We start from the raw sequence: 24926 nt of genomic DNA, 5'->3' as shown, positions 1-24926 counted from the left end.
CGCCCAAAAGGAGACTGCGACACGATGCCCACGGCACTCGAGCTCGGCAGGCGGGCCGTCGTGCACCGCAACTGGCGGGAGGCGTACGCCCAGCTCCGTGCTGCCGACGCCCGCTCCCCACTCGAGGTGGCGGATCTCGAGCAACTGGCCCAGGCCGCCTACCTGGTCGGACAGGCCGCCGATGCGATCGCGACTTTCAGGAGACTGCAGCAGGTCTTGGTCGACGGCGAACATCCCCGGCGCGCCGCGCGCTGGACCTTCTGGCTGGCCCTGACCGCCCTGCTCAGGGGAGACATCGCGCAATGCACAGGGTGGCTCGCCCGGCTGCAGCGACTGGTCGGCGACAGTCCCGATCGAGCGGAGCAGGCGTACGTGCACCTGCTCTCCGGGCTGATGCAGATGATGCGGGGCGAGGCCGAGGGTGCGCAGGCCGACTTCGAATCGATGGTCCCGCTGGCCGACCAGCTGGGGGATGCCGACGTGCTGGCGTTCGGCCTGCTCAGCCGTGGGCAGGCCCTCATCCGGCTCGACCGCATCGACCGGGGCGTGCAGCAGCTGGACGAGGCGATGGTCGCCGTCACGGCCGGCGATGTCTCCCCGATGGCAGCAGGGATCGTCTACTGCGCCGCGATCGTGACCTGCCAGCGCATCTTCGATTTCCGGCGCTGCACGGAATGGACGGAGGCGCTGGCCGAGTGGTGCGCCGCCCAGCCGGACCTGCTTGCCTTTCGGGGCGAATGCCTCGTGCATCGCTCCGAGATCCTCCAGCTGCAGGGCGACTGGTCCGGTGCCATCTCGGAGGCAAGCCGGGCCATCGACGTCTGCCAGGAAAGCCGCGAGAAATTCGCCGGGCGTGCGTTCTACCAGGCAGCCGAGCTGCATCGATTGCGCGGCGAGTTCGGGCTCGCGCAAGCCATGTACACCGAAGCCAGCCGGCTTGGCATCGAGCCGCAGCCGGGCCTGTCGCTGCTCCGGCTGGCGCAGGGGGACCTGGACGCGGCGAAGGCTGCCATCCGCCGAGTCCTGGGCGAGTCCGGCGATCGGCAGGGGCTGGCCGGCGCGACGGCCCGGCCGCTGGTGCTCCGCGCCCACGTCGAGATCATGCTGGCAGCGGCCGAGGTCGAACCGGCCGCCCTGTCTGCGCGGCAACTCCAGGAACTTGCCGCGGCTTCCGCTGCGACTTTCCTGCGGGCCTCGGCGAACCAGGCGGCCGGCGCCGTCCTCCTGGCCCAGGGCGATGCCCAGGCGGCGCTGGCCTTCCTGCGCGAGTCGTGGTCCGGGTGGCAGGACCTCGGCGCCGCCTACGAGACGGCGCAGGTTCGGGTGCTCATTGCCAGGGCCTGCCAGGCGGTGGGCGACCACGATACGGCGCGCGCTCACCGGGATGCGGCGGCACGCACGTTCGCGCGGCTGGGAGCCGCTCCCGCCCTGGCGGCGCTCGATCATCCGCCGAAGGCAACGGCTGCATGCTCCGGCCCGCTCAGCAGCCGCGAGCTCGAAGTCCTCAGGCTGGTGGCCCAGGGCCGATCCAATCGCGAGATCGCGTCCTGCCTCTTCATCAGCGAGCACACCGTTGCCCGCCACCTGAGCAACATCTTCACGAAGCTGGAAGTGGGTTCGCGAACCGCGGCGAGCGCCTTCGCCTTCCGGCACGGGCTTCTCTGACCGCCAGGATGGTCAATCCTGACCATGGCGCCTGCGCCGATTGGTCAAGCCTCGGGATGCGGGGGCCCGGCCCGGCGCCTAGCGTGGGATCTCCATCAAGACCGAAGGAGATCGCCATGGACCAGACCTTTGCGCAGACCTACGGCGGAACCGCCCCCGAGAACTACCAGCGCTACTTCGTGCCGAGCATCGCGGCGCCGCTGGCCGACGAATTCATCCGGATTGCTGCACCGCGCCCGGGCGAGCAGGTCCTGGATGTGGCGTGCGGCACCGGCGTGGTGACCCGGCTTGCAGCCCAACGGGTCGGCAGCGGCGGCTCGGTTGCGGGCCTGGACCTGAACCCGGCGATGCTGGCCGTTGCGCGGTCGGTGACTTCGTCCGGGCTCGGGATCGAGTGGCACGAGGGCAGCGCCGACGCCATGCCGCTGCCGGACGCCGCATTCGACCTGGTGCTCTGCCAGATGGGCCTGCAATTCATGTCCGACAAACCCGGAGCCTTGCGCGACATGCGGCGCGTCCTGGCGCCGGGCGGGCGGGTCGTCCTCGGCCTGCCCGGGCCCACGCCGCCCTTGTTCGAGGCGCTCGCCGCGGCGCTGGGCAAGCACATCGGACCGCAAGCCACTGCGTTCGTCCACGTCGTCTTCTCGCTTCACGACGAAGCGACGCTTCGGGAGCTCACGGCGGCGGCCGGCTTCCGGGACGTCGAAGTGAAGAGGACCCGCACGACGCTGCTCCTGCCGCCGGTCGAGGAGTTCGTGCGGCAGTACGTGACCAGCACGCCCCTGATGAACCTGGTGTCCAGGACGAGCGAAGCGAGCCGGGCTGCGCTCGAACAGGAACTGGGCGCCGGGTGGCGCGATGCCGCCGTGGACGGAAGGATGGCTTGCGACGTGCAGCTTTCGACGGTGACCGGCCGCTGACGCCAACGCGGGGCCGGAAGACGAAAAAAGCCACCCGAAGGTGGCTTTTCGATGGCGCCGTGGCGCGATCAGCGCTTGTCGATCGGCTGCACGTCGCGGCGGGCGGCGCCGGCGTACAGCTGGCGCGGCCGGCCGATCTTGTACTCGGGGTCGCCGATCATCTCGTTCAGCTGCGCGATCCAGCCCACCGTGCGGGCCAGCGCGAAGATGGCGGTGAACAGCGACACCGGGATACCAATGGCGCGCTGCACGATGCCCGAATAGAAGTCCACGTTCGGGTACAGCTTGCGCGAGACGAAGTACTCGTCCTCCAGCGCGATCTTCTCCAGCGACATGGCCAGCTTGAACAGCGGATCGTTCTCCAGCCCCAGTTCGCTGAGCACCTCGTGGCAGGTCTCGCGCATCAGCTTGGCGCGCGGGTCGTAGTTCTTGTAGACGCGGTGCCCGAAGCCCATCAGGCGGACGCCGGAGTTCTTGTCCTTGACCTTGCTGACGAACTCGCCGATCTTGGCCACGCCGCCCATCTGCTGGATGTCCTCCAGCATGTTCAGCGCCGCCTCGTTGGCGCCGCCGTGCGCGGGGCCCCACAGGCAGGCCACGCCGGCCGCGATGGCCGCGAACGGGTTGGTGCCCGAGCTGCCGCACAGGCGCACCGTGGAGGTGGAGGCGTTCTGCTCGTGGTCGGCGTGCAGGATGAAGATGCGGTCCATCGCGCGCACCAGCACCTCGTTGGGCTCGTACTCGGCGCAGGGCGTGGCGAACATCATGCGCATGAAGTTCGCCGTGTACGACAGCGAGTTCTTCGGGTACATGTAGGGCTGGCCGGCGCTGTACTTGTACGCCATGGCGACCAGCGTGGGCATCTTGGCGATCAGGCGGATCGCCGAGATCTCCCGGTGCTGCGGATTGTTGATGTCGGTGCTGTCGTGATAGAAGGCCGAGAGCGCGCCGACCAGGCCGGTCATCACCGCCATCGGGTGCGCGTCGCGCCGGAAGCCGCGCAGGAAGAACTGCATCTGCTCGTGCGCCATGGTGTGGTTGGTCACGCGCGAGACGAACTCGTTCTTCTGCTGCTGGTTGGGCAGCTCGCCGTACAGCAGGAGGTAGCAGGTCTCCAGGAAGTCGCACTGGGTGGCCAGCTGCTCGATCGGGTAGCCGCGGTACAGCAGCTCGCCCTTGTCGCCGTCGATGTAGGTGATGGTCGACTGGCAGGACGCCGTGGACATGAAGCCCGGGTCGTAGGTGAACATGCCGGTCTGCGCGTACAGCTTGCGGATGTCGATCACCTGCGGGCCGATGCTGCCCTGGTACACGGGCAACTCGACGCTCGGGCTGCCGTTGCTGAACGACAGGGTGGCTTTGTTGTCGGCGGGTTTCATCTCGGTTTCCTTCAGTTCAATCGTTCGCGGCGGGGCGGGTGCGCAGCAGCTCCAGCATGTCTCGCACCTCGCTGCGGTCGAGTTCGCCGGACGGCTCGCGCCGGCGCAGCAGCAGGTCCATCAGTTCATTGTCGGACAGCTGCATCAGTTCCTCCAGCACGGCGCCCTGGCGGGGCGTCAGGGCCGTGCCGTGGCGGGCGAAGAAGCGCTCGATCAGGAGGTCGTTCTCCAGCATGCCGCGGCGGCATCGCCAGCGCAGCTTGCCGATCGCATGTTCGTCGAGCAGGGCCTCGCCCATCGGCGTCAGACGGCCCGGCGGACCATCAGTTCCTTGATCTTGCCGATCGCCTGCGCCGGGTTGAGCCCCTTCGGGCACACGTCGGTGCAGTTCATGATGGTGCGGCAGCGGAACAGGCGGTACGGATCTTCCAGGTTGTCCAGGCGCTCGCTGGTGGCCTGGTCTCGGCTGTCGGCCAGGAAGCGGTAGGCCTGCAGCAGGCCGGCCGGGCCGACGAACTTGTCGGGGTTCCACCAGAAGCTGGGGCAGGCGGTCGAGCAGCTCGCGCACAGGATGCACTCGTACAGGCCGTTGAGCTCGTCGCGCTCCTCGGGCGACTGCAGCCGCTCCTTCTCGGGCGGGATCGTGTCGTTGATCAGGTAGGGCTTGATCGAGTGGTACTGCTTGAAGAAGTCGGTCATGTCCACGATCAGGTCGCGGACCACCGGCAGCCCGGGCAGCGGCTTGAGGACGATCGGGTCCTTCAGCGTCCGCATGTTGGTCAGGCAGGCCAGCCCGTTCTTGCCGTTGATGTTCATGGCGTCCGAGCCGCAGACGCCCTCGCGGCAGGAGCGGCGGAAGGACAGCGAGGGATCCTGCGCCTTCAGCTTCATCAGGGCATCGAGCAGCATGCGCTCGTTGCCGTCCAGCTCGATCTGCACCGTCTGCATGTACGGCTTGGCGTCCTTGTCGGGGTCGTAGCGGTAGATCTGGAAGGTGCGTTTCTGCATGGTGTCTCGGGAGGAATGGAGGAGCTTGGGGGCGCCGGGAACGTGCGGGGATGGCCGGTCAGAAGGTGCGGACCTTCGGCGGCACCGATTCGACGGTGAGGGGCTTGAGGTTGACCGGCTTGTAGCTCAGGCGGCTGCCCTCCCTGTGCCACAGCGTGTGCTTGAGCCAGTTGGCGTCGTCGCGGCCGAGCGGCGCCTGCGGATCGTCGGCGGGCTTCTCGTAATCGCTCACCGTGTGGGCGCCGCGGCATTCCTTGCGCGCGGCTGCGGAGACGATGGTGGCCTGGGCGCACTCGATCAGGTTCTCCACCTCCAGCGCCTCGACGCGCGCGGTGTTGAACACCATCGACTGGTCCTTCAGCGCGATCGCGTTCACCCGCTCGCGCAGCGCGGCGACCTGGTGCACGCCCTCGTCCAGCATGGCCTGGGTGCGGAACACCCCGGCGTGCTTCTGCATGCTCTGGCGCAGGTCGTTGGCGACGTCCTGCGCGTACTCGCCGGACGTGGCCGAGTCCAGACGCGCCAGCCGAGCCAGCGTGCGGTCGGCGGCGTCCGCGGGCAGCGGCTTGTGCGACTTGTTGCGGCTGGCGAACTCGACGATGTGGTCGCCGGCGGCGCGGCCGAACACCAGCAGGTCCAGCAGTGAATTGGTGCCCAGCCGGTTGGCGCCGTGCACGCTGACGCAGGAGCATTCGCCCACGGCGTACAGGCCGTTGACGACCTTGTTGTGCACGTCGCCTTCCTGCGTCACCACCTGGCCGTGGATGTTGGTCGGCACGCCGCCCATCTGGTAGTGGATGGTCGGCACCACCGGGATCGGCTCGCGGGTGATGTCGACGTTGGCGAAGTTGACGCCGATCTCGTAGACCGAGGGCAGGCGCTTGTGGATGGTGTCGGCGCCGAGGTGGTCCAGCTTGAGCAGGACGTAGTCCTTGTTCGGGCCGCAACCGCGGCCTTCCTTGATCTCCTGGTCCATGGAGCGCGACACGAAGTCGCGCGGCGCCAGGTCCTTCAGCGTGGGCGCGTAGCGCTCCATGAAGCGCTCGCCGTTGCTGTTCAGCAGGATCGCGCCCTCGCCGCGGCAGCCTTCGGTCAGCAGCACGCCGGCACCGGCCACGCCGGTGGGATGGAACTGCCAGAACTCCATGTCCTGCAGCGGGATGCCGGCGCGGGCCGCCATGCCCAGGCCGTCGCCGGTGTTGATGTAGGCGTTGGTCGAGGCCGCGAAGATGCGGCCGGCGCCGCCAGTGGCCAGCAGCGTGGTCTTGGCTTCCAGGATGTGCAGGTCGCCGGTCTCCATCTCCAGCGCGGTGACGCCGACCACGTCGCCCTCGGCGTCGCGGATCAGGTCGAGCGCCATCCACTCGACGAAGAAGCTGGTGCGGGCCTTGACGTTCTGCTGGTACAGCGTGTGCAGCATGGCGTGGCCGGTGCGGTCGGCCGCGGCGCAGGCGCGCTGCACGGGCTTCTCGCCGTAGTTGGCGGTGTGGCCGCCGAACGGGCGCTGGTAGATGGTGCCGTCGGGGTTGCGGTCGAACGGCATCCCCATGTGCTCGAGGTCGTACACGACCTTGGGCGCCTCGCGGCACATGAACTCGATCGCATCCTGGTCGCCCAGCCAGTCGCCACCCTTCACGGTGTCGTAGAAGTGGTAGTGCCAGTTGTCCTCGGACATGTTGCCCAGCGACGCGCCGATGCCGCCCTGCGCGGCCACCGTGTGCGAGCGGGTGGGGAAGACCTTGGTGAGCACGGCCACGTTGAGGCCGGCGCGCGCCAGCTGCAGCGAGGCGCGCATGCCGGAGCCGCCAGCCCCGACGATGACGACGTCGAAACGCCGGCGGGTGATGTTCTTGCTGCTGTATGCCACTTGCTCACACCTTCCACAAAACCTGGATGGCCCAGCCGGCGCAGCCGGTCAGCCACACGATCACGAACACTTGCAGCACCAGGCGCAGCCCGATCGGCTTGATGTAGTCCATCAGCACGTCGCGCATGCCGACCCAGGCGTGCCACGCCAGGCCGACGATGACGGCGAAGGTCAGCACCTTCATCCACTGGCTGGCGAAGATGCCGGCCCAGCTCTCGTAGCCGATCGGCCCGCTGCTGAACAGCAGCTGGGCCAGCACGACCACCGTGAAGACCGCCATCAGGACGGCGGTGATGCGCTGGCTGAGCCAGTCGCGCAGGCCGTAGTGCGCACCGACGACGGTGCGGCGTGTTCCGTAGTTGACTGCCATGGTGTTTCTTCCCGCGAGATCAGTAGACGCCGAACAGCTTCAGGCCGAGCACGATGGTCAGCACGACGCTCAGGCCCAGGGTGACCATGGCCGAGGGGCGGCCGCGCTGCAGGGTGACCGCGTCGTGGCTGATGTCCATCCAGACGTGGCGCACGCCGGCGATGAAGTGGTGCAGGTAGGCCCAGGTCAGGCCCAGCGCCACCAGCTTCACGAACCATCCCGGCACGAAGCCGATGCCGGCGGAGAAGGCCGACGTGAAGCGGGCGAACGACAGCTCGGAGGAGACCGAGGTGTCGAACATCCAGATGATGAACGGCAGCAGCACGAACATCAGCGCGCCGCTGATCCGGTGCAGGATGGACACGCGTCCGGGCGCCGGCAGGCGGTAGGTGGGGAGGTCCCTGAACGCGTTGATGTTGCGGAATTCCGGGCGCGGCTTCTGGGCAACTGACATGGGAGGTGGCTTTCTCGGGAGGTGTTGCGCGTGCCGCCGACGAGGGCGGACGACCCAAAATTCTATTTCAACGCAACAACCGGACACGAAACATGCGAATCCTCAAGCGTCGCGCACCTTGTCGCGGCGGGTCGGGGACAGGCGCGGATGCGCGTGGCGGAGCCGGTCAACTCAGCTCGTTGCGATAGTGCCGGCGATCGGTGCGGTACAGCCCGCGCCGCAGTTCCATCGGTACGTCGTTGTAGGTGTAGGCGGTGCGCTCCACGCTCAGGAGCGGCGTGCCGCGCGGCACCTTCAGCAGCTGCGCCTGCTGCTCGTCGGCCGCGACCGCCCGGATCTTTTCTTCCGCCCGGACCATGCGCACGCCGAACTCGATCTCGAACATCGCGTAGGTGGGCCCCTGGTAGCCCTCCATCTGCTCGGCGCTCAGGCCCTTGAAGGCGGTGCCCGGCAGCCACAGGTCTTCCAGGATGGTGGGCTCGCCCGCGAACGACAGCACGCGGCGCACCTGCACCACCGAGTCCGAGGTGCGCAGGCCCAATGCGCGGGCCACCTCCGCCGTGGCGCGGGTGCGCCGGCACTCCAGGATGGCGCGCTCGGCCGGGCCGCCCGCGTCGCGGTCGCCGTCGTCGGGCACCAGCTTCAGGAAGCGGTACTGCACGTGCTGCTCGGCGTGGGTGGCGACGAAGGTCCCCTTGCCCTGGCGCCGCACCAGCAGGTTCTCGGCGGCGAGTTCGTCGATCGCCTTGCGCACCGTGCCCTGGCTGACGCGGAATCGCGCGGCCAGGTCCATCTCGCTCGGGATCGATTCGCCGGGCTTCCATTCGCCGGCCTGCAGGCTGCGCAGGATCAGGGCCTTGATCTGCTGGTACAGCGGGCTGAACGACGGCCCGGCAGCAGACGGCGCAGCCAGGGCGGCGTTGTCGTCGGTCGGGGGCAGGGCAGGCATGTCGGGGCGGCAGCGAAAAGGCCCATCATATCTTATATAAGACATAAGACAAGTTGACCCCGGCGGTGGCCAGCGGGTACACTCGCCGTCTGTTGCCGCGCGGGCGCTGCCGCCCCGTTCGCGCCGCCGGTCGCACCGGCCCGCGCCGCCGGCGCGACCTCATTCGATTGACCACCTTCGGAGATTTCCCCATGAGCAAGAAGCCCGTCCGCGTCGCCGTCACCGGCGCCGCCGGCCAGATCGGTTATGCCCTGCTGTTCCGCATCGCCTCGGGCGAGATGCTCGGCAAGGACCAGTCCGTGATCCTGCAGCTGCTGGAGATCCCGGACGAGAAGGCGCAGAAGGCGCTCAAGGGCGTGATGATGGAGCTGGAGGACTGCGCCTTCCCGCTGCTGGCCGGCATGGAGGCCCACGCCGACGCCAACACCGCCTTCAAGGACACCGACTACGCCCTGCTGGTGGGCGCCCGCCCGCGCGGCCCCGGCATGGAGCGCGCCGACCTGCTGGCCGCCAACGCGCAGATCTTCACCGCCCAGGGCAAGGCGCTGGACAAGGTCGCCAGCCGCAACGTCAAGGTGCTGGTGGTCGGCAACCCGGCCAACACCAACGCCTACATCGCCATGAAGAGCGCGCCCTCGCTGCCGCGCGAGAACTTCACCGCCATGCTGCGGCTGGACCACAACCGCGCGCTGTCGCAGATCGCGGCCAAGACCGGCTGCGCCGTCGCCGACATCGAGAAGCTGACCGTCTGGGGCAACCACTCGCCCACCATGTACGCCGACTACCGCTTCGCCACCGTGGGCGGCAAGAGCGTCAAGGACATGATCAACGACCAGGTGTGGAACGCCGACACCTTCCTGCCCACCGTCGGCAAGCGCGGCGCCGCCATCATCGAGGCGCGCGGCCTGTCCTCGGCCGCTTCCGCCGCCAACGCCGCCATCGACCACATGCGCGACTGGGCCCTGGGCACCAACGGCAAGTGGGTCACCATGGGCGTGCCCTCCAACGGCGACTACGGCATCCCCAAGGACGTGATGTTCGGCTTCCCCGTCACCACCGCCAACGGCAAGTACGAGATCGTCAAGGGCCTGCCCATCGACGCGTTCAGCCAGGAGCGCATCGACAAGACGCTCAAGGAACTGCAGGACGAACAGGCCGGCGTGGCGCACCTGCTCTGAGCGGGCGCCGCGTGAAGCAGCACCCGCGCGACATCCTCCTCGGCGCCCAGGCGCGCACCGGCGGGCTGCCGGTGTGCGACCACTACAGCGGCGTGGAGGCCAGGATGCGCAAGAGCCTGCAGCTGCAGGCCGAAATGACGCGTGAATTCGGCGCCTGCGTGTTCGACGTCACGCTCGACTGCGAGGACGGCGCGCCGGTCGGCCGCGAGGCCGAACACGCAGCGCTCGTCACCGACCTGGTGATGGGCGCCGCCCCCGGTGCGCGTGTCGCCGTCCGCGTGCACCCGGTGGACCATCCCGCCTTCGCGCACGACGTGCAGGCCATCGTCGGCCGGGCCGGCGCCCGCCTGTCGCACGTGATGATCCCCAAGGTGGAGTCGCTGCGCGACGTCGAGATCGCCGCCCATGCGCTCGATGCCGCCGGCGCGCGGCAGCTGCCGCTGCACGCGCTGGTCGAGTCGCCGGCCGCGGTGCACCGTGCCTTCGACATCGCCGGCCATCCGCGCATCCAGTCGCTCAGCTTCGGGTTGATGGATTTCGTTTCGGCCCACGGCGGTGCCATTCCCGAGGAAGGCATGGCCGCGCAGGGGCAGTTCACGCATCCGCTGGTCGTGCGCGCCAAGCTGGAGATCGCCTCGGCCTGCCACGCGCATGGCAAGGTGCCTTCGCACTGCGTCGTGACCGAATTCAAGGATGCCCAGGCGATGGAGACCGCCGCGCGCCGGGCCGTGAACGAGTTCGGCTACACGCGCATGTGGAGCATCCACCCCGACCAGATCCGCCCGATCCTGAAGGCGATGTCGCCCAGCGAAGGCGAGATCGCCCAGGCTGCCTGCATCCTGCAGCAGGCCGAGCAGGCCGACTGGGCGCCCATCAGCTTCGACGGCAAGCTGCACGACCGTGCCAGCTACCGCTTCCACTGGCAGGTGCTGGAGCGCGCCCACGCCACGGGTGCGCGGCTGCCGGCGCAGGCGCAGGGCTGGTTCGCCGGCCCCTGATTTCGACGACCCCACAGGAGACACCATGCATGACCGTCTCGTGCCGGCCGCCGTGGCCGCGCTGCTGATCGCCCTGGCCCTGCCGGCGACGGCGCAAACCGCCAAGCCCGACGCGGGCAAGACCGCAACTGCGGCCAGCAAGCCGGCGGCCAAACCCGCTGCTGCAAAGGGGAAGGGCAAGCCCCTGGCGCGGTCCGCGCAGAAGGCGGTCGAGGAGGTGACCCCGATCGACGACGACCCCAGCATCCAGCTGAGCGAAGAGGACCTCGAAGTCGCGAAGCAGGTCTACGTGGGCGAGATGCCGTGCGAGCTCGGCGCGACCGTGCGCGTGCGCGCCGCCCGCCGGGCCGGGCTGTTCGTGGTCAGCACCAAGGGCCACCGCTTCCTCATGCACCCGGTGCAGAGCCGCACCGGTGCGATCCGGCTGGAGGACGGCAAGCGGGGCGCGATGTGGCTGCAGCTGGGCAACAAGTCCATGCTGATGAGCCAAAAGCTGGGCCAGCGCCTCGCCGACGAGTGCCAGAGCCCGGAGCAGGTCACGTACGCCGAGGAGCTCAAGCGCAATCCGCGCCCGAGCATCCTGGAGCCGCTGCCGGCCGGCGGCGGCATGCACGGCCACGGCGGCCGCCACGGTGCCATGCCCTGCTGCGCGCCGCAGCCGGCCGCCAGCGCGCCGGCTCCCGCCACCGCGGCCGCCCAGCCGGCTCCGGCGGCATCTCCCGCCGAGGCCGCCGCTTCGTCGCCGGCCTCAGGCATCGCGAGCGTCCCGGCCGCCGGTGCCGCGGCCCCGGCCCCCAGCACCAACCAGTAACCCGCATCCAAGGACGGAGAACCCATGCTGCAAGCCTATGTGAACCACGTGGCCGAGCGCGCGGCGCTCGGCATCCCGCCGCTGCCCCTGTCGGCACAACAGACGGCCGACCTGGTCGAGCTGCTGAAGAAGCCCGGCACCGCCGAGGCCGACTTCCTGCTGGACCTGATCACCCACCGCGTGCCGGCCGGCGTGGATGACGCCGCCAAGGTCAAGGCCAGCTACCTGGCCGCCGTGGCGCACGGCACCGAGAAGTGCCTGGTCATCAGCCGTGCCAAGGCCACCGAGCTGCTGGGCACCATGCTGGGCGGCTACAACATCGGCCCTCTGATCGAGCTGCTGGACGACGCCGAAGTGGGCACCGTCGCGGCCGATGCGCTCAAGAAGACGCTGCTGATGTTCGACCAGTTCCACGACGTCAAGGAAAAGGCCGACAAGGGCAACGCCAACGCCAAGGCGGTGCTGCAGAGCTGGGCGGACGCCGAGTGGTTCACCAGCCGCCCCGAAGTGCCGCAGAGCCTGACGGTCACCGTGTTCAAGGTGCCCGGCGAGACCAACACCGACGACCTGTCGCCCGCCCCGGACGCCTGGAGCCGCCCCGACATCCCGCTGCACGCGCTGGCCATGCTGAAGAACAAGCGCGAGGGCGCGCCCTTCCAGCCGGAGGAAGACGGCAAGCGCGGCCCGGTCAGGTTCCTGGACGAGCTCAAGGCCAAGGGCCACCCGGTCGCCTACGTGGGCGACGTGGTGGGCACCGGTTCCTCGCGCAAGTCGGCCACCAACAGCGTGCTGTGGTGGACCGGCGAGGACATCCCCTTCGTGCCGAACAAGCGCTTCGGCGGCGTCTGCCTGGGCGGCAAGATCGCACCGATCTTCTACAACACCATGGAAGACGCGGGCGCGCTGCCGATCGAGCTGGACGTCTCCAAGATGGAGATGGGCGACGTGGTCGAGCTGCGCCCCTACGAGGGCAAGGCGCTGAAGAACGGCGAGGTGATCGCCACCTTCCAGGTCAAGAGCGAGGTGCTGTTCGACGAGGTGCGTGCCGGCGGCCGCATCCCGCTGATCATCGGCCGCGGCCTCACCGCCAAGGCCCGCGAGGCGCTGGGCCTGCCGCCCTCGACGCTGTTCCGCCTGCCGCAAGCCCCCAAGGACAGCGGCAAGGGCTTCACCCTGGCGCAGAAGATGGTCGGCCGCGCCTGCGGCCTGCCGGAAGGCCAGGGCATCCGCCCGGGCACCTACTGCGAGCCGAAGATGACGTCGGTGGGGTCGCAGGACACGACCGGCCCGATGACGCGCGACGAGCTGAAGGACCTGGCCTGCCTGGGCTTCTCGGCCGACCTGGTGATGCAGTCGTTCTGCCACACCGCGGCCTACCCCAAGCCGGTGGACGTGAAGATGCACCACGAGCTGCCGGACTTCATCTCCACCCGCGGCGGCGTCTCGCTGCGCCCGGGCGACGGCGTGATCCACAGCTGGCTCAACCGCTTCCTGCTGCCCGACACGGTCGGCACCGGCGGCGACTCGCACACCCGCTTCCCGATCGGCATCAGCTTCCCGGCCGGCTCCGGCCTGGTGGCGTTCGCGGCCGCCACCGGCGTGATGCCGCTGGACATGCCCGAGAGCGTGCTGGTGCGCTTCAAGGGCCAGATGCAGCCCGGCGTCACCTTGCGCGACCTGGTCAACGCCATCCCGCTGTACGCCATCAAGCAGGGCCTGCTGACGGTGGCCAAGGCCGGGAAGAAGAACATCTTCTCCGGCCGCATCCTCGAGATCGAGGGCCTGCCGGACCTGAAGGTGGAGCAGGCGTTCGAGCTGTCCGACGCCTCCGCCGAGCGCTCGGCCGCGGCCTGCACGGTGCACCTGAACAAGGAACCGATCATCGAGTACATCAACAGCAACATCACGCTGATGCGCTGGATGATCGCCAACGGCTACCAGGACGCCCGCACGCTGGCGCGCCGCATCGCCGCCCAGGAAGCCTGGCTGAAGGACCCTCAGCTGCTCGAGGCCGATGCCGACGCCGAGTACGCCGCCGTAATCGAGATCGACCTGGCCGAGATCTCCGAGCCGATCGTCGCCTGCCCGAACGACCCGGACGACGTCAAGACGCTGTCCGACGTGGCCGGCGCCAAGATCGACGAGGTCTTCATCGGCTCGTGCATGACCAACATCGGCCACTTCCGTGCGGCCTCCAAGCTGCTGGAAGGCAAGCGCGACATCCCGACCAAGCTGTGGGTGGCGCCGCCGACCAAGATGGACCAGAAGCAGCTGACCGAGGAAGGCCACTACGGCGTGCTCGGCACCGCCGGCGCCCGCATGGAGATGCCGGGCTGCTCGCTGTGCATGGGCAACCAGGCGCAGGTGAAGGAGGGCGCGACGGTGTTCTCCACCTCCACCCGCAACTTCCCGAACCGGCTGGGCAAGAACAGCAACGTGTACCTGGGCAGCGCCGAGCTGGCCGCCATCTGCTCGCGCCTGGGCCGCATCCCGACGCGCGAGGAGTACCTGGCCGACATCGGCGTGATCAACGCCAACGGCGAGAAGATCTACCAGTACATGAACTTCGACCGCATCGACGACTTCCGCAAGGTCGCCGACAAGGTGCCGGCGTAAGCGGCTGGCTCCCACGGAAGAACGGCCCCCCGGGGGCCGTTTTTCATGGTCAGACCAGCACTTCGTGGTGCTCGCCGATGGTGGGCCGCTCGCCGCTCACCGCCGCCGCTGCCAGCTTGAACAGCTGGGTGGGCTTGCTCTCCCGGATGTCCCAGAACTCGGCGTGGGTGATGTGGACCTCCACCAGTTCCAGATCGGGATCGTCCGCGCCGCCGGGGAACCAGGCCTTGGTCATCGGGTTGAACAGCCGGTGGCGCGTGTCGCGGTCCTCGCTGACGGTGGCCTGGCCGCTGATCGACACGTAGCGGTCGTTGTGCGGGTCGGCATAGGACACGTTGACGTTGCCGTCGTTGCGCAAGCGCTCGCCCAGCTCGGTGCGTCGCGAGACGAAGAAATAGAGGACCGGCAGTTCGCCGAGTCCCCGGTTCAGGGTGGTGAGCGGGTGCGAGTGCAGGCGCCGTCGCCATGGCGGTGCGTCAGCATGGCGAAACGGATGTCCTTGATCATCTCCCACAGCCGCTGCTGGGGGGTCTTGTCCTTGCTCATGGGGAAGTCCTTCGGGGTCCCGGTCGGGTCTTGGATCCATCTTGGGCCGCGGCGCTCATCCGCAGCGTCGGAAGCGTCCACCGCAGGCTGTGCGCCGGCTCCGACATCCCCGCATCCCCTTCCGCCGGTGACGGCCGGTGCCGTGCCGGGTCCGCACTTCCCGTAGCATCCGCCGTTCAACCGGCGAAGGCCCTCGCATGTTCAAGTCGTTCTTCTTCTCCCGCCGCTGGCTCCCCTGGTCCCTGCTGGGCACGGCCGTCATCCTGTTCGCCACCTGGTACCGGGTGGAGCTGGACGTGCAGATCAACGAGTGGTTCGGCAGCTTCTACGACCTGGTGCAGAAGGCGCTGGCCAAGCCGGGGTCGATCACCACGGCCGACTACTGGGCCCAGCTCAACCTGTTCCTGCGCATCGCCATGCTGTACGTGACGATCGCGGTGGTGCTGGACTTCTTCGTCAAGCACTACATCTTCCGCTGGCGCACGGCGATGAACGACTACTACATGTCGCACTGGGACAAGCTGCGCCACATCGAAGGCGCCGCCCAGCGCGTGCAGGAGGACACCATGCGCTTCGCCACCATCATGGAGGGCCTGGGTATCGACTTCATGCGCAGCCTGATGGTGCTGGGTGCCTTCCTGCCCATCCTGGCCACCCTGTCGGCCAAGGTGACCGAGCTGCCCTGGTTCGGGACCGTCCCGTATTCGCTGGTCTGGGTCGCCATCGCGTTCGCGCTGGCCGGCACGGTGCTGCTGGCAGTGGTCGGCATCAAGCTGCCGGGCCTGCAGTTCCAGAACCAGCGGGTGGAGGCGGCCTACCGCAAGGAGCTGGTCTATGGCGAGGACGACCCGGCGCGCGCCAGCCCGCCCGAGACCGGGCGGCTGTTCGGCGACGTGCGCAAGAACTACTTCCGCCTGTTCTTCCACTACCTGTACTTCGATGTCGCCAAGTGGTCCTACATCCAGTTCGGCGTGCTGGTGCCCTACATCGCCCTGGCGCCGACCATGGTGAGCGGGGCAGTGACCCTGGGCGTGATGCAGCAGATCGTGCGCGCGTTCGGCCGGGTGGAGAGCTCGTTCCAGTTCCTGGTGCTGAGCTGGTCCACCATCGTGGAGCTGATGTCGGTCTACAAGCGCCTGCGCGCCTTCGAGCGGCAGATCGAGGCCGGCGATGCGGCCGACGTGCGGCCGGCGGCGACGCCGGGGTAGGCCTCAGGGGCCCTCGGTCGCGGCCGCCAGCTGGCGCAGCGCCTCGCCGGTCGCCGCATCCAGCGGGAAGAAGGTTTCCAGTGCCAGCTCCTGCACGGTCACGTCCACCGCCGTGCCGAAGACGGTGGTGGTGCTGATGAAGCTGAGCACCCGCCCATCCTGCGCGCGGTACTGCAATGGCAGCGCCACGCCCAGGTGCTCGCCGTCCAGCCGCGTGTCGTGCGCGCCCTCGGGCACCGGGTAGGCCTGCAGTTCCGCCAGCAGGTCCGACAGCACGGCATCGCCGGTCGCCTGCACCTGCTGGTGCAGCCGCTCGAACAGGTGCGTCCGCCATTGCCCCAGGTTGACGATGCGGCCGGCCAGCCCGCGCGGATGCAGGCTGAGGCGCAGCACGTTGACCGTCCCCTGCAGCAGCGCGGCATCGGCGCCGGCCAGCAGGTGCGGCAGCATGCGGTTGCCGGCGACCAGGTTCCAGTGCCGGTCCACCGCCAGCGCCGGGTTGGGCTCGTGCGCCCGCAGGATCAGCTCGACGGCCTCGCGTGCCGGGGCGAGCGCAGGATCCGCCAGCGGCCGTTCGCGGTACATGGGCGCGTAGCCGGCAGCCACCAGCATGGCATTGCGCTCGCGCAGCGGCACGTCCAGCCGCTGGGCCAGCCGCAGCACCATCTCGCGGCTGGGTAGGGCACGGCCGGTCTCCACGAAGCTGAGGTGGCGGGTCGAGATGTCGGCTTCCCCCGCCAGCCCTTGCTGCGAGAGCCGGCGGTGCAGTCGCCAGCGGCGCAACTGGGCGCCGAAGGGTGGCGGGGCGAGGGTCGGCTGGGGGGCGAGGCTCATGCAGGCATGCTATGCGTTGCGCGGCCGGACTTCCATGACTTCGCAGGTCATGGACCTGCCTCGGCCCGGTGACCACCATGCCAGCACCCACTTCCAAGGAGGCTTGCATGTCGACGGCCAGTTGCAGCGCGCCGCAACCCAGGCACGAGGCCGAATCGGCCCAGGGCCCAGAGCACGCGGCGCAGGAACAGCGGAGAAGCAAAGATCGCCACGTGGCCATGGGCCCGCGGCCGGCAGGCCCACCGGCTTCTTGTATGCTGTCCCACCCCTTTTTCGACAGCATCCCATGACCCGCGTCTTCAACTTCAGCCCCGGTCCCGCCACCCTGCCCGAAGCCGTCCTGCGCCAGGCGGCCGAGGAAATGCTCGACTGGCACGGCAGCGGCATGTCGGTGATGGAGATGAGCCACCGCGGCAAGGAATTCATCGGCATCCACGCCGAAGCGGAAGCCACGCTGCGCGAGCTGATGGGGATCCCGTCCAACTACAAGGTGCTGTTCCTGCAGGGCGGGGCGATCGGCGAGAACGCCATCGTCCCCATGAACCTGATCGGGCGCAGCGGCCGCGCCGACTACGTGGTGACCGGCGACTGGTCCAGGAAGTCGGTCAAGGAAGCGAAGACCTACGGCACGGTCAACATCGCCGCCACCGGCGAGGCCTCGAAGTTCACCGCGATCCCGAAGCAGTCCGGATGGAAGCTGGATCCGGGCGCCGCCTACGTGCACATCTGCTCCAACGAGACCATCGGCGGCGTCGAGTACCACTGGACGCCCGACACGGGCGCCGTGCCCCTGGTGGCCGACATGTCGTCCAACATCCTGTCGCGGCCCATCGACGTCAGCCGCTACGGCCTGATCTATGCCGGCGCCCAGAAGAACATGGGCCCCTCCGGGGTGACGGTCGTGATCGTGCGCGACGACCTGCTGGGCCACGCGCTGCCGATCACGCCCTCGGCCTTCAACTACAAGCTGCAGGCCGAGGCCGACTCGATGCTGAACACCCCGCCCACCTACGCGATCTACATCGCCGGGCTGGTCTACAAGCACCTCAAGGCGCAGGGCGGCCTGGCGGCCATGGAGGAGCACAACCGGGCCAAGGCCAAGATCCTGTACGACTACCTGGACGCCAGCAGCTTCTACCGCAACCCGGTCGCGCCCGAGGACCGTTCGCTGATGAACGTGCCCTTCACGCTCAAGGACGCGGCCCTGGACGAGCCCTTCCTCAAGGGGGCCACCGAGCGCGGGATGATCCAGCTCAAGGGCCACCGCTCGGTCGGCGGCATGCGCGCCTCGATCTACAACGCCATGCCGATCGAGGGCGTGAAGGCGCTGGTCGCCTACATGCAGGAATTCGAGAGGCAGCATGGCTAGCCTGCGCCCGTTCCGGATCCTGGTGCTGAACCAGGTCTCGGAGGTGGGGCTGCAGCGCCTGCCGGCCGGACGCTACCGGGTCGGCAAGGACGTGGAGGAGCCGGACGCGGTGCTGGTGCGCTCGGCCGACATGCATGCCATGCAGGTGCCCGCCAGCGTGCAGGCGATCGCGCGTGCCGGTGCCGGCACCAACAACATCCCGGTCAAGGCCATGAGCGCGCGCGGCGTGCCGGTATTCAACGCGCCGGGCGCCAACGCCAATGCGGTGAAGGAACTGGTGCTGTCCGGCATGCTGATGGCGGCGCGCAACCTGCCGGCGGCGCAGCGCTTCGTCGACGGGCTGGATCCGTCCGCCGCCGACCTGGATCGGCAGGTGGAGGAGGGCAAGAAGGCCTTTGCCGGCTTCGAGCTGGCCGGGCAGACCCTGGGCGTGATCGGCCTGGGCAAGGTCGGCTGCCTGGTCGCCCATTCGGCGCTGCAGCTGGGCATGAACGTGGTGGGCTTCGACCCCGAGATCACGGTGGATGCGGCCTGGAGCCTGCCCTCGCAGGTGCGCCGCGCCGGCAGCGTGCCCGAAGTGCTGCGCAGCTCGCGCTTCGTCAGCCTGCACGTGCCGCTGCTCGATGCCACGCGGCACCTGGTCAACGCCGATAACCTGCCGCTGCTCAAGTCCGGCGGGGTGCTGCTGAACTTCTCGCGCGAGGGCGTGGTCGACGACGCGGCCGTGCTGCGGGCGCTGGACGCCGGCACGCTGGGCCGCTACGTCTGCGACTTCCCGCACGGCGCCATCCTGCGCCACCCCGGCGTGATCGCGCTCCCGCACCTGGGCGCCTCCACCCGCGAGGCCGAGGACAACTGCGCGGTGATGGTCGCCGAGCAGCTACGCGACTACCTGGAGCACGGCAACGTCGTCAACGCCGTCAACTTCCCCGGCGTGGCGATGGCGCGGGAGTCGCGCTTCCGGGTGGCGATCGCCAACGCCAATGTGCCCAACATGCTGGGCCAGATCTCCACGGCCATGGCGCAGGCCGGCCTGAACATCCACAACATGGTCAACAAGTCGCGCGGCGAGATGGCCTACACGCTGGTGGACGTGGACAGCGAGGTCTCGGCCGAGGTGCTGGCCGCGCTGCGCGCCATCGAGGGCGTGCTCGCGGTGCGCTACCTGCCGGCCGCCGAAGCGGACTGAAGCAAGCCGGTCCGGGTCAGTCCTGCCGGCCGGTCTCCTGCCGGTACAGGCCGGGCAGGAAGTGCTCCAGCATGCCGACCTCCTCGACGTTGTGGCGCAGCCAGGCTTCGCCCTTGCCGGCGGGAAAGGCGAGCCGCAGCACCAGGGGCTGCAGCAGGCGGGCGACGCCACGCCTCGTGCCGATCACCAGGCAGTTCTCATAGAGGGTGCCGTCCGGCACCGCCCGGAACGTGTATTCCATCCGCGCGAGTCCCGAGATGCCATGCACCACCGGGTTGTGGATGAAGCCCTCCTCGTCGAGCTTCTCGATGCGGGTCTCGATGTCGACCTCGAAGCGGCGATTGGCGCCGAGGAACTCCTTCAGGCGGATCACCGCGCCGGGCCCCACGCTGCCGTCCGGCAGCCGCTTCGCATAGCTCGCATGCACGTGGTCGTAGGGATGCCAGGCGCGGTAGCGGTCGACCCGGCGGCCGTCCACCTCCACCTCGCCCTCGAGGTGGGCGAACCACCAGGCCAGCATGCGCGGCGAGACGCCGCGCAGCACCTCGTGGCGGATCCAGTACCGGGTGCGTCCGTCCGCCAGGCGGTCGACGCCGAAGCGGGCGGACCCCAGCGGCTTGAGGGGCCAGGGCAGGGCCGCGGGCTGCGGCGGGCCCGGGTGCCTCGCCGGATAGGCAGGCACCGGGGGCCGCTCGGCTGCGGCCAGGACCGGCAGGGGCAAGGCCTGGTAGCTCATGGCAGGTCAGATGTGTATAGCATCCACTGTACTTCTTGTTTGAATATAAGTAAAGTGACAGCTATACAAAGTAAATCGCGGGCGCGCGGCCGCCCGCGTTCGGAAGCCCGCAGCGCCGAGATCCTGTGGGCGGCGGCGCAGCTCTTTGCCGAACGCGGGGTGGAGCGGGCGAGCACGCGCGAGATCGCCGCCCGCGCCGGCACCACGGAGCGCACGCTGTTCAAGCACTTCGGTTCCAAGGAGGCGCTGGTCCGGGCGGTCGTCGAGGAAGCGGTGCTGATGCACCTGGCACCGCTGTCGCTCGAGGGCCTGCGCCGCGCCATCGGCGCGTCCGCCGCGGACCTGGCAGGCTGGCATCGCTCGCTGCTGGCCTCGCGCCTGCAGGCTTGGCAGGGCGCTCCCGAGCTGGTCCGCCTGCTGATGGCGGAGGTGCTGCGCGATGCCTCGGCGCGCGAGCGGTTCGCCGCCCACTGGCGATCGGCTGCCTGGAAGCCGCTGGTCAGTTTGTTCACGAGCCTGCAGGCGGACCGGCGATTGCGGTCCGACATCGCGCCGGAGCGCATGGCCCGCCTGTTCCTCTCGCTGAACCTGGGCTACCTGTCCGCCCGCCTGGTGCTGGCGCCGGCTGCGGACTGGGACGACGAGGCGGAACTCGATGCCATCGTGGCCCTGTTCCGGTCCGGTAGCGCAGCCGCTCCCTGACTGCGGGTATCGGCCGCTCCGGCAACCCAACGGCGGAGGCGGCGGCACAATGGGGCGAGCTGTCCCAGCCGGGACACGACCTCCGGTCCAGAAGAAAAGGAAGACCCGATGCCCCACGCCTTTGCCCGCACCCTGAAGAGCTTCAAGTTCGGCCGGCAGACCGGCAGCCTCTACTCGCTGCCGGCCCTGGCCGAGGAATTCCCCAACATCAGGCGGATGCCGGTGTCCATGCGCATCGTGCTGGAGTCGGTGCTGCGCAACTGCGACGGCCTCAAGGTCACCGCCGACCACGTGCGCCAGGTCGCCAACTGGTCGCCCACCGCGGCGCGCACCGAGGAGATCCCGTTCGTGGTGGCGCGCGTGGTGCTGCAGGATTTCACCGGCGTGCCGCTGCTGGCAGACCTGGCCGCCATGCGCAGCACTGCGGCCCGGCTGGGCCGCGACCCGGGGCGCGTCGAACCGCTGGTGCCGGTGGACCTGGTGGTGGACCACTCGATCATGGTCGACCACTACGGCACGCGCGACGCGCTCGACCTGAACATGAAGCTCGAGTTCCACCGCAACCGCGAGCGCTACGAGTTCATGAAGTGGGGCATGCAGGCCTTCAGCACCTTCGGCGTGGTGCCGCCCGGCTTCGGCATCGTCCACCAGGTCAACCTGGAGTACCTGGCGCGCGGCGTGCACAGCACGCCCCAGGGCGTCTACTACCCCGATTCGCTGGTCGGCACCGACAGCCACACCACGATGATCAACGGCATCGGCGTGGTCGGCTGGGGTGTGGGCGGCATCGAGGCCGAGGCGGCCATGCTTGGCCAGCCGGTCTACATGCTCACGCCCGACGTGGTCGGCCTGGAGCTGACCGGCCGCCTGCGCGAAGGCTGCACCGCCACCGACCTGGTGCTCACGGTGACGGAGCTGCTGCGCAAGCACAAGGTGGTCGGCAAGTTCGTCGAGTTCTTCGGCGAGGGCACGCGCACGCTGGCCGTGCCGGACCGCGCCACCATCGGCAACATGGCGCCCGAGTACGGCGCCACCATGGGTTTCTTCCCGGTCGACGAGAAGACCCTCGACTACTTCCGCGGCACCGGCCGCAGCGAGTCCGAGATCTCGGCGCTGGAGGCCTACTTCCGCGCCCAGGGCCTGTTCGGCGTGCCGCAGGCCGGCGAACTGGACTACTCGCAGGTCGTGAAACTGGACCTGGGCGACGTCACGCCCAGCCTGTCGGGTCCCAAGCGGCCGCAGGACCGCATCGAACTGGGCAAGGTCAAGGAGCAGTTCACGCGCCTGTTCAGCGCCCCGATCGCCGAGAACGGGTTCAACCAGCCGGCCGAGACGCTGCAGAGCCGTACGCTGCTGCACCCGGGCGGCGAAACCCCGGACCCCAAGATTCCGTCCGCCCCCCCGCTGCGGCCGGCGGCGATCGTGTCCGAGACGGAGATGGTCTACAACCGGCCGACGCTGCATTCGGCGCAGTCGGAGGCCGCCGCGGCGCCCACCGCGCCGCAGGACGTGACCATAGGCAACGGCGACGTGCTGATCGCCGCCATCACCAGCTGCACCAACACCTCCAACCCGGGCGTGCTGCTGGCCGCCGGCCTGCTGGCCAAGAAAGCGGTGGAAGCGGGGCTGCGCGTGCAGCCGCACATCAAGACCTCGCTGGCGCCCGGCTCGCGTATCGTGACCGAGTACCTGCAGAAGACCGGGCTGCTGCCCTACCTGGAGCAGCTGGGCTTCACCGTGGCGGGCTACGGCTGCACCACCTGCATCGGCAACTCGGGCGACCTGGCGGCGGAGATCAACGAAGCCATCACCAAGAACGACCTGGTGTGCGCCGCCGTGCTGTCGGGCAACCGCAACTTCGAGGCCCGCATCCACCCGAACATCAAGGCCAACTTCCTGGCCAGCCCGCCGCTGGTGGTGGCCTACGCGCTGGCCGGCACGGTGCTCAAGGACCTGATGAGCGAGCCGGTCGGCAAGGGACACGGCGGCAAGGACGTCTGGCTGGGCGACATCTGGCCGTCCAGCGAGGAGGTCCACAAGCTGATGAAGCACGCCATGGACGGCGAGGCCTACCGCCGCAACTACGCGAAGGTGAAGTCCGAGCCGGGCGAGCTCTGGAAGGGCATCCACGGCGTGTCCGGCGAGACCTATGCCTGGCCGGCCAGCACCTATATCGCCGAGCCGCCGCTGTTCCCGGACTTCGACCCGCAGCCGCCCGCGGCCAACGACCCGAAGCAGGACGTGTCGGTGCGCGGGGCGCGCATCATGGCGCTGTTCGGCGACTCGATCACCACCGACCACATCTCGCCAGCCGGGTCGATCAAGGAGAGCTCGCCGGCCGGCCAGTGGCTGCTGGCGCATGGCGTGAAGAAGGCGGACTTCAACAGCTACGGCTCGCGCCGCGGCAACCACGACGTGATGATGCGTGGCACCTTCGCCAACGTGCGCATCAAGAACCTGATGATCCCGGCGCTGCCGGGCGGCTCGCGCGAGGAGGGCGGCGTGACCCTGTACCGCGACGCCCAGGGCCGCACGGAGAAGATGTCCATCTTCGACGCCGCCATGAAGTACATGGCCGAGGGCCGGCCCACGGTCATCTTCGCCGGCGAGGAGTACGGCACGGGATCCTCGCGCGACTGGGCGGCCAAGGGAACCCAGCTGCTGGGCATCAAGGCGGTGATCGCGCGCAGCTTCGAGCGCATCCACCGCAGCAACCTGGTGGGCATGGGCGTGCTGCCGCTGCAGTTCCAGGACACCGACACCTGGCAGTCGCTGCGGCTGGACGGCTCGGAGTTGATCGACGTGGTGCCCGACCCCAGCCTGCGCCCGCGCAGCGACGCCAAGGTCGTGGTGCTGCGCGCCGACGGCAGCCGGCAGGAGATCACGGTCACGCTGCGCATCGACACCGACATCGAGGTGCAGTACTACCGCCACGGCGGCATCCTGCCCTTCGTGTTGCGGCAGTTGCTCGCGGCCTGAGGGCCGCCTCGTCGCAGCAGTCGCATCGGGGCTGCGAGCGGCCCGGAGATGCTTCAAGCCTGAAGGATCAGGCCGTACACTCGAGCGAGCCCGCGCGGCGGGCCCTTGCCGAAGGACTGGCCCCTTGATCCGATTCAGCGCCCGCCGGGGCGTCTCGCCCACCATCGCGCCGGAGGAATCCATCGGTTCCGCCACACCGCCGGTGCCCGATGGCCAGGGCGTGCTGCGCGTGGTGCGCGTGAGCCGGGCCGAGGTGCGGGGCTCGGCCATGGACGAACTGTTCGCCGCCCGCAGGCGCGTGCAGGGTCCCGGGCGCGTGCCCGGCCTGTGCGGTGCCGTGCTGCACGTCGCCGGCTGGTTCGTGCTGTGGCAGGAAGGACCGGAGGCGGTGATCGAGGCGGCGCTCAAGCCGCCGGCCCGCGGCCGCCACGCGGTGCCGCGCGTCCTGCACCGCAGCTTCGGGCCACGCACGCTGCAGGAGCCGCTGGTCCTGAGCACGACCCAGTGGCTGGAGGGGCCGGTTCCGTTCGAGCGCCGCATCGAGGCGGTGGCCACGGCGCCTTCGATGCGTCCGCAGGACATCTGGCGCGTGCTCAGCGAGCCCTGCACGCTGACGCCTTCCACGGTGCTGCCCGACCTGGACCGCCGCTTCGGGCTGCTGGCCTCGGACGACCAGCGTGCCATCGAACGGGCGCGCCAGCTCGCCGACCATTTCAACCGGCCGCTGGTCTATCGCCGCTTCGCCGACGCGACCCCGGGCACCAGCGACTTCGGCGCCGCGTACCTGGACCTGCCCTTGAGCGGCCGGCCGCTGCGGGTGCAGGCCGTCTCGCGCCGTGCCTTCGGCAATCCCCTGGTGCACGAAGCCCTGCGCCCGGCCGACCGGCTGGTGCTGCTGGTGGGCGAACAGTCGCGACCGGCCCTCGAGCTGGCCGCCGGCATGGCAACGTTCCTGCAGCGGGTCGGTCCGCCCGCTGCCATCGAAGTGGTGGCCGAGGACGCCGCGGTGGGCACCGCCGTCGCCGACTTCCTGCGCGGCCAGGTGAACGCGGGCATCACGCTGCGGGAGACGGCGATCGGCGAGGCGCAGCTGGTGGCCTCGCTGATCGGCGTTGCCGCCGCGCCCTGAGGGCTGCTGCGCGCGCGAG

The 24926-nt window shown here is 69.3% G+C and carries 22 protein-coding genes; 12 read left to right on the top strand and 10 right to left on the bottom strand.

The window, feature by feature from the left end:
- Positions 1-24: 24 nt before the first annotated feature.
- A complete protein-coding gene (locus VEC03_RS01915) occupies positions 25-1665 on the top strand; it encodes a LuxR C-terminal-related transcriptional regulator (RefSeq protein ID WP_324912440.1) in 1641 nt (546 codons plus the stop codon).
- 116 nt (positions 1666-1781) lie between these two features.
- On the top strand, positions 1782-2585 hold the full coding sequence (locus VEC03_RS01910; RefSeq protein WP_324912439.1) for a methyltransferase domain-containing protein: 804 nt from the start codon (positions 1782-1784) through the stop codon (positions 2583-2585).
- A 68-nt stretch (positions 2586-2653) separates the two neighbouring features.
- Here the strand turns inward: VEC03_RS01910 and gltA are convergent, their stop codons facing one another.
- From gltA to VEC03_RS01875, 7 genes are all read right to left on the bottom strand, one after another.
- The gene (gltA, locus tag VEC03_RS01905) at positions 2654-3964 is read right to left on the bottom strand and encodes a citrate synthase (protein WP_324912438.1); all 1311 of its coding nucleotides are present in this window, start codon (positions 3962-3964) and stop codon (positions 2654-2656) included.
- 16 nt (positions 3965-3980) lie between these two features.
- On the bottom strand, positions 3981-4262 hold the full coding sequence (locus VEC03_RS01900) for a succinate dehydrogenase assembly factor 2 (RefSeq protein WP_324912437.1): 282 nt from the start codon (positions 4260-4262) through the stop codon (positions 3981-3983).
- Between the two features lie 5 nt (positions 4263-4267).
- Positions 4268-4972 carry a succinate dehydrogenase iron-sulfur subunit gene (locus VEC03_RS01895; RefSeq protein ID WP_324912436.1) on the bottom strand — a complete coding sequence of 235 codons (705 nt, stop codon included), beginning with the start codon at positions 4970-4972 and terminating at the stop codon, positions 4268-4270.
- 58 nt (positions 4973-5030) lie between these two features.
- Entirely contained in the window at positions 5031-6767 is a 1737-nt protein-coding gene (gene sdhA / locus VEC03_RS01890; protein ID WP_414708447.1) for a succinate dehydrogenase flavoprotein subunit, read from the bottom strand.
- A gap of 76 nt (positions 6768-6843) precedes the next feature.
- Positions 6844-7209 (bottom strand): succinate dehydrogenase, hydrophobic membrane anchor protein, encoded by a 366-nt coding sequence (gene sdhD / locus VEC03_RS01885; protein ID WP_324912434.1) that lies wholly within the window; start codon positions 7207-7209, stop codon positions 6844-6846.
- Between the two features lie 19 nt (positions 7210-7228).
- The gene (sdhC, locus tag VEC03_RS01880) at positions 7229-7663 is read right to left on the bottom strand and encodes a succinate dehydrogenase, cytochrome b556 subunit (protein WP_324912433.1); all 435 of its coding nucleotides are present in this window, start codon (positions 7661-7663) and stop codon (positions 7229-7231) included.
- A gap of 166 nt (positions 7664-7829) precedes the next feature.
- Entirely contained in the window at positions 7830-8612 is a 783-nt protein-coding gene (locus VEC03_RS01875; RefSeq protein WP_324912432.1) for a GntR family transcriptional regulator, read from the bottom strand.
- 191 nt (positions 8613-8803) lie between these two features.
- Between VEC03_RS01875 and VEC03_RS01870 the strand changes: the two genes are divergently transcribed.
- The 4 genes from VEC03_RS01870 to acnB are packed head-to-tail and all read left to right on the top strand — an operon-like array spanning position 8804 to position 14215.
- A complete protein-coding gene (locus VEC03_RS01870) occupies positions 8804-9790 on the top strand; it encodes a malate dehydrogenase (RefSeq protein WP_324912431.1) in 987 nt (328 codons plus the stop codon).
- An 11-nt stretch (positions 9791-9801) separates the two neighbouring features.
- Positions 9802-10788 (top strand): CoA ester lyase, encoded by a 987-nt coding sequence (locus tag VEC03_RS01865; RefSeq protein ID WP_324912430.1) that lies wholly within the window; start codon positions 9802-9804, stop codon positions 10786-10788.
- 25 nt (positions 10789-10813) lie between these two features.
- Complete coding sequence (locus tag VEC03_RS01860) at positions 10814-11599, top strand: hypothetical protein (RefSeq protein ID WP_324912429.1); 786 nt, start codon at positions 10814-10816, stop codon at positions 11597-11599.
- A gap of 24 nt (positions 11600-11623) precedes the next feature.
- Complete coding sequence (gene acnB / locus VEC03_RS01855) at positions 11624-14215, top strand: bifunctional aconitate hydratase 2/2-methylisocitrate dehydratase (protein WP_324912428.1); 2592 nt, start codon at positions 11624-11626, stop codon at positions 14213-14215.
- Positions 14216-14264: 49 nt separating this feature from the next.
- Here acnB and VEC03_RS01850 read toward each other — a convergent pair whose 3' ends face one another.
- The gene (locus tag VEC03_RS01850; RefSeq protein ID WP_324912661.1) at positions 14265-14624 is read right to left on the bottom strand and encodes a pyridoxamine 5'-phosphate oxidase family protein; all 360 of its coding nucleotides are present in this window, start codon (positions 14622-14624) and stop codon (positions 14265-14267) included.
- 334 nt (positions 14625-14958) lie between these two features.
- Here VEC03_RS01850 and sbmA point away from each other — a divergent pair, with 334 nt between their 5' ends.
- A complete protein-coding gene (gene sbmA / locus VEC03_RS01845; RefSeq protein ID WP_324912427.1) occupies positions 14959-15969 on the top strand; it encodes a peptide antibiotic transporter SbmA in 1011 nt (336 codons plus the stop codon).
- 3 nt (positions 15970-15972) lie between these two features.
- Here the strand turns inward: sbmA and VEC03_RS01840 are convergent, their stop codons facing one another.
- Entirely contained in the window at positions 15973-16803 is an 831-nt protein-coding gene (locus VEC03_RS01840; RefSeq protein WP_324912426.1) for a helix-turn-helix domain-containing protein, read from the bottom strand.
- Between the two features lie 286 nt (positions 16804-17089).
- Here VEC03_RS01840 and serC point away from each other — a divergent pair, with 286 nt between their 5' ends.
- Together serC and VEC03_RS01830 are read left to right on the top strand one after the other, a co-directional pair.
- A complete protein-coding gene (gene serC, locus VEC03_RS01835; RefSeq protein WP_324912425.1) occupies positions 17090-18172 on the top strand; it encodes a 3-phosphoserine/phosphohydroxythreonine transaminase in 1083 nt (360 codons plus the stop codon).
- The gene (locus VEC03_RS01830) at positions 18165-19361 is read left to right on the top strand and encodes a phosphoglycerate dehydrogenase (protein ID WP_324912424.1); all 1197 of its coding nucleotides are present in this window, start codon (positions 18165-18167) and stop codon (positions 19359-19361) included. The genes serC and VEC03_RS01830 overlap by 8 nt, the downstream gene beginning before the upstream one ends.
- Positions 19362-19377: 16 nt before the next feature.
- Here the strand turns inward: VEC03_RS01830 and VEC03_RS01825 are convergent, their stop codons facing one another.
- Entirely contained in the window at positions 19378-20097 is a 720-nt protein-coding gene (locus VEC03_RS01825) for a DAPG hydrolase family protein (RefSeq protein ID WP_324912423.1), read from the bottom strand.
- Positions 20098-20136: 39 nt separating this feature from the next.
- Between VEC03_RS01825 and VEC03_RS01820 the strand changes: the two genes are divergently transcribed.
- The 3 genes from VEC03_RS01820 (at position 20137) to VEC03_RS01810 (ending at position 24907) form a co-directional block, all read left to right on the top strand.
- Positions 20137-20799 carry a helix-turn-helix domain-containing protein gene (locus VEC03_RS01820; RefSeq protein WP_324912422.1) on the top strand — a complete coding sequence of 221 codons (663 nt, stop codon included), beginning with the start codon at positions 20137-20139 and terminating at the stop codon, positions 20797-20799.
- 108 nt (positions 20800-20907) lie between these two features.
- Entirely contained in the window at positions 20908-23778 is a 2871-nt protein-coding gene (locus tag VEC03_RS01815) for an aconitate hydratase (protein WP_324912421.1), read from the top strand.
- A gap of 124 nt (positions 23779-23902) precedes the next feature.
- A complete protein-coding gene (locus VEC03_RS01810) occupies positions 23903-24907 on the top strand; it encodes a hypothetical protein (RefSeq protein WP_324912420.1) in 1005 nt (334 codons plus the stop codon).
- Positions 24908-24926: the final 19 nt, after the last annotated feature.

Source organism: Ramlibacter sp., from assembly GCF_035627355.1.
Lineage (GTDB): Bacteria > Pseudomonadota > Gammaproteobacteria > Burkholderiales > Burkholderiaceae_C > Ramlibacter.
The sequence above is the reverse complement of the archived record's forward strand: the minus strand, read 5'-3'. Positions and strand labels throughout refer to the sequence as shown.

Excerpts from the sequence above, each read along its gene's own strand:
- VEC03_RS01915 (WP_324912440.1), top strand. The coding sequence starts at position 25 with ATGCCCACGGCACTCGAGCTCGGCAGGCGGGCCGTCGTGCACCGCAAC.
- VEC03_RS01910 (WP_324912439.1), top strand. The coding sequence starts at position 1,782 with ATGGACCAGACCTTTGCGCAGACCTACGGCGGAACCGCCCCCGAGAAC.
- gltA (WP_324912438.1), bottom strand. The coding sequence starts at position 3,964 with ATGAAACCCGCCGACAACAAAGCCACCCTGTCGTTCAGCAACGGCAGC.
- VEC03_RS01900 (WP_324912437.1), bottom strand. The coding sequence starts at position 4,262 with ATGGGCGAGGCCCTGCTCGACGAACATGCGATCGGCAAGCTGCGCTGG.
- VEC03_RS01895 (WP_324912436.1), bottom strand. The coding sequence starts at position 4,972 with ATGCAGAAACGCACCTTCCAGATCTACCGCTACGACCCCGACAAGGAC.
- sdhA (WP_414708447.1), bottom strand. The coding sequence starts at position 6,767 with ATGCGCGCCTCGCTGCAGCTGGCGCGCGCCGGCCTCAACGTGGCCGTG.
- sdhD (WP_324912434.1), bottom strand. The coding sequence starts at position 7,209 with ATGGCAGTCAACTACGGAACACGCCGCACCGTCGTCGGTGCGCACTAC.
- sdhC (WP_324912433.1), bottom strand. The coding sequence starts at position 7,663 with ATGTCAGTTGCCCAGAAGCCGCGCCCGGAATTCCGCAACATCAACGCG.
- VEC03_RS01875 (WP_324912432.1), bottom strand. The coding sequence starts at position 8,612 with ATGCCTGCCCTGCCCCCGACCGACGACAACGCCGCCCTGGCTGCGCCG.
- VEC03_RS01870 (WP_324912431.1), top strand. The coding sequence starts at position 8,804 with ATGAGCAAGAAGCCCGTCCGCGTCGCCGTCACCGGCGCCGCCGGCCAG.
- VEC03_RS01860 (WP_324912429.1), top strand. The coding sequence starts at position 10,814 with ATGCATGACCGTCTCGTGCCGGCCGCCGTGGCCGCGCTGCTGATCGCC.
- acnB (WP_324912428.1), top strand. The coding sequence starts at position 11,624 with ATGCTGCAAGCCTATGTGAACCACGTGGCCGAGCGCGCGGCGCTCGGC.
- sbmA (WP_324912427.1), top strand. The coding sequence starts at position 14,959 with ATGTTCAAGTCGTTCTTCTTCTCCCGCCGCTGGCTCCCCTGGTCCCTG.
- VEC03_RS01840 (WP_324912426.1), bottom strand. The coding sequence starts at position 16,803 with ATGAGCCTCGCCCCCCAGCCGACCCTCGCCCCGCCACCCTTCGGCGCC.
- serC (WP_324912425.1), top strand. The coding sequence starts at position 17,090 with ATGACCCGCGTCTTCAACTTCAGCCCCGGTCCCGCCACCCTGCCCGAA.
- VEC03_RS01830 (WP_324912424.1), top strand. The coding sequence starts at position 18,165 with ATGGCTAGCCTGCGCCCGTTCCGGATCCTGGTGCTGAACCAGGTCTCG.
- VEC03_RS01825 (WP_324912423.1), bottom strand. The coding sequence starts at position 20,097 with ATGAGCTACCAGGCCTTGCCCCTGCCGGTCCTGGCCGCAGCCGAGCGG.
- VEC03_RS01815 (WP_324912421.1), top strand. The coding sequence starts at position 20,908 with ATGCCCCACGCCTTTGCCCGCACCCTGAAGAGCTTCAAGTTCGGCCGG.